The organism is Streptomyces sp. SM1 (genome assembly GCF_002910825.1).
Lineage (GTDB): Bacteria > Actinomycetota > Actinomycetes > Streptomycetales > Streptomycetaceae > Streptomyces > Streptomyces okerensis.
Genome location: NZ_NEUB01000283.1, coordinates 1 through 1,856, shown reverse-complemented (window position 1 = coordinate 1,856; position 1,856 = coordinate 1). Strand labels below are relative to the sequence as shown.

The window sequence follows — 1,856 nt, the reverse complement described above, 5'->3', positions numbered from 1 at the left end:
TGGCCAGCAGGTCCAGGATGATCCGCTCCAGGCGCTCGGGCAGTTCGGCGCGGTGGCCGCGCGGCGGCCGGGGCGGGGTGTCGCGGTGGCCGACGAGGATCGCCCAGGCGTCGTCCAGGTCGAACGGCGGTACCCCGGTGGCGATCTCGTACAGCACGCAGCCGAAGGAGTACAGGTCGCTGCGCCGGTCGACCTCGGAGCCGCTGATCTGCTCCGGTGACATGTAGTGCGGAGTGCCCATGGCGATGCCGGTACCGGTCAGCCGTGAGGTGAGGCCGATGTCGTGCCCGAGCCGGGCGATGCCGAAGTCGCAGATCTTCACGGTGCCGTCGTCCAGCCGCACGATGTTGGCGGGCTTCAGATCACGGTGCACGATGCCCTGGTCGTGGGTGTAGGCGAGGGCCGCGGCGACCTGCCCGGCGACTTCCACCACCTCGCCGACCGGCAGCGGATGCTGCTTGTTGTCCTCCAGGACCTGGCTGAGGTTGCGGCCCTGGAGCAGTTCCATCACCAGGTACAGCACGCCCTCGGACTCCCCGAAGTCGTGTACCACGGTGATCCCGCGGTGCTGCAGGGCCGCGGCGACCCGGGCCTCGCGCCGGAACCGCTCGCGCAGCACACGGCTGAACGCCTGGTCGTGCTGGGGGCCGACGGGTTTGAGGCACTTCACCGCGACCTGCCGGCCCAGTGACTCGTCCCGTGCCCGCCACACCTCCCCCATGCCGCCGCGTCCGATCCGGTCGAGCAACCGGTACCGGTCGTGGATCAGCCTGCTGTCCCCCATCTCCTTCGCCCGCCCCCGTCGCAGTCCGCCCCGCCCTCCCCTGGCTCGTCCAGTATGGCGACAACTCGCCCGAGTTTGTACGGTGCCGGACGACGGGCGACCCTCCGGCCGGGCCGGACCGGTCAGTTCAGGGTGGCGAGGAACTCCGTGCAGGCCCGGGCGCAGGCACGGCACGCCTCGGCCGTCTCCTCCGCACCCGAGTGGCCGTCGAACGCCTGCGCGCTCTCCAGGCACATCTGCCGGCACCATTCCACCTGGATCCGGATGGCCGCCTCGTCCACCTGGTTCTGCTCGGACAGCACGCGGCAGGTGGCGTCGCAGACCTCCGCGCACATGATGCCCTTGCGTCGTACGAGTTCCTGGTTCTCGGGGCCGCCCGGGTCCACCAGACTGGCCCGCGTCGCACAGGCACGCGCGCACTCGGTGCAGGCCTGGGCACAGGCGAAACGGTCCTCCAGGAACCGGAACAACTCCTTCTGCGATGTCGTGGTCACACCGCGCGGGTAGCCGCGGTCCCGGCGGTCAAACGTGGGCCCGGCCCGGGTGCGGCCGGTGCGGGTGCGGCGTCGGTCCGGGTGCCTGTTCACGGCGAGGTGTGCCGGGTTCGCGCCGGGGACCGGGGGTACCCGCGAGCCATGATGAACACCGCATGGATGGAGACGGCCGACCTCGCGGCGGGCCGCGGCGCCCTCGGCATCGGCCTCGGGGTGGCGGCCGTGGCGGTACTGGCCCTGCTGATCGGCATGTTCGTCCTCGGCAGCCGCCGGACCAGGAACAGCACGACCCGCCGGCCCCGGCCCGAGGAGCAGCCCCGGATGCCCGAGGGCGGTCCGGTCCGGGAGGTGCGGGAGCACCGTGAGCCGGACGAGGTCCCCACGGGCGAGGAGCGCCTCACGCCGCACGAGCTGGGGGGCCACCACGGCAACGCGGGCAGCCGCTCGAGCACGTCGCAGGAGCGGCCGCGCTGGAACGACGGCAGCGGCGGGTCGTTCGGCAGCGGCGGACCCGGCGGCCACTGACCGTCCCGCTCCCGCGGCTGCCGGTCGGATCGAGCCGCGACTGATCGCGCCCG

The 1,856-nt window shown here is 72.7% G+C and carries 3 protein-coding genes; 1 reads left to right on the top strand and 2 read right to left on the bottom strand.

The window, feature by feature from the left end:
- Both B9S61_RS06860 and B9S61_RS06850 read right to left on the bottom strand, forming a co-directional pair.
- Window positions 1-784 (bottom strand): serine/threonine-protein kinase (locus tag B9S61_RS06860; protein ID WP_146064738.1); only part of this gene is annotated, 784 nt, incomplete at its 3' end.
- A 122-nt stretch (window positions 785-906) separates the two neighbouring features.
- Window positions 907-1,278, bottom strand: coding sequence for a ferredoxin (locus B9S61_RS06850; RefSeq protein WP_103541441.1), 372 nt, complete (start codon window positions 1,276-1,278; stop codon window positions 907-909).
- 144 nt (window positions 1,279-1,422) lie between these two features.
- Here B9S61_RS06850 and B9S61_RS06845 point away from each other — a divergent pair, with 144 nt between their 5' ends.
- Window positions 1,423-1,803 carry a DUF6479 family protein gene (locus B9S61_RS06845; RefSeq protein ID WP_181007278.1) on the top strand — a complete coding sequence of 127 codons (381 nt, stop codon included), beginning with the start codon at window positions 1,423-1,425 and terminating at the stop codon, window positions 1,801-1,803.
- The last annotated feature ends 53 nt before the right edge of the window (window positions 1,804-1,856 follow it).

Coding starts and splice junctions, on each gene's coding strand:
- B9S61_RS06845 (WP_181007278.1), top strand. CDS start 1,423: ATGAACACCGCATGGATGGAGACGGCCGACCTCGCGGCGGGCCGCGGC.